This window comes from Ferroplasma sp. Type II (assembly GCF_000496155.1).
The window spans coordinates 1,635-3,085 of sequence record NZ_KI542689.1 but is presented as its reverse complement, the minus strand read 5'-3'; the positions used below and the strand labels follow the sequence as shown (position 1 = coordinate 3,085).

Below are 1,451 nucleotides of genomic sequence, written 5' to 3'. Positions count from 1 at the left end.
ATTGCAGATGCACTGAACCAGAGGCTCATTACCATAAGTTCCGAAATTGACATTACTATCAATACAAACCATTTATAAGACTCATTTTTAAACATAATAAATCACCCTATGCTAAAATTTGCACCAATCCGATACTTATGAAGACTACTCCAAGTATCTTATATGTAGTAGCAGGTTGAATTTTATTTCCCAATCTGGAAAATAAAAAACCTGATATTATCGAAATTGTACCTATTATCAATGCCGCTATTAGTACTATATGCCCTACAATTATGTAACCGATTGCTCCAGACGCAGCGGAGATTGTCATAGCAAATGTAGCCGTGCCTATCGCTGTTTTAATATCAAGTTTCAATATTAATATTGCTATGATTAAAAACATTATTCCGCCGCTTGCACCTAAAACCCCCGTTGCTATGCCAATGGGTATTGTAATTAGAATAACGTAGAATGGACTCAAATTTATAGTCTTCTTGGCTGTAGTTCCCGGTATATCCTTTTTCCGGAGTAATGAATATACACCCATGGCCATTATAAATATGGCAAAACTCAATTTAACGTATTCAGGAGGTATAAGAAAGGCGATTCTTACACCGGCCTGTGAACCTATGATAGCGCCGACAACCATTGGCAAACCCTTTTTCATATTGACTCTCCCATATCTGAAATATACAAATGTCACCATTATGGAAGTGATTACATCTATCAGCAGGCTAGTTCCAATCGCATCTTGAGGCAATTCTGAATTAATAATGATAAGTGCAGGAACGACGGCAACAACACCACTAGATCCTAGAACACCGGTTAATGCCCCGACTATAATCCCAAGTATTATAAATTCCAGGTACACCAAATACATGAAAACAGTATTGTTAAATCTTATTTAATGATATCTTTTTATGATTTGATATATAAGTAAATCTCAAATGAGATTATAATGATATTTCTATTCTGAAATATGAGTTATATTAGCAAAAGAAATCAGAAACCTTATTGTGACCTTGTGAAGCATGGATAATTCATAGATACTTTATACCCAGATTAAAAACAAATTGATCTTACGATTACATGACAGATCAGATATTCAAGGAGAATATTGCCCGATTCATAGAATTACTTATGTGAAGAAATCTTTTAATGCAGTTATATCAATGTATTATTTCTTATTTCGTTTATTAATTTCATAACCTTTTCAAAATATTTTGAACTAATATATAATTCAAAGCCGTCGGTAGACATAACTAGTTGTGATATATTGACATAATTGAAAACCAGAATTTGCATAAACGCCTGTATTATATCATCACTATTGACACTTTTTTCTATTGTTATGTTAATTTCTAAATACTCTCCATGTATTTTTATTTGGTTATTTTTTATTGCGGTACCCATACTATCTGACCTTACCATGGCCCAGAGGGTATCTGTTTCTGGCATTATGCGTAACGCCC

At 33.4% G+C, this 1,451-nt stretch carries 2 protein-coding genes; both read right to left on the bottom strand.

Annotated features, from left to right (window positions below):
* Positions 1 to 106: 106 nt before the first annotated feature.
* Entirely contained in the window at positions 107 to 859 is a 753-nt protein-coding gene (locus tag AMDU4_RS02125; RefSeq protein ID WP_021786327.1) for a sulfite exporter TauE/SafE family protein, read from the bottom strand.
* Between the two features lie 284 nt (positions 860 to 1,143).
* A partial coding sequence (locus AMDU4_RS02120) for a hypothetical protein (RefSeq protein WP_290703923.1) occupies positions 1,144 to 1,451 on the bottom strand: 308 nt, incomplete at its 5' end.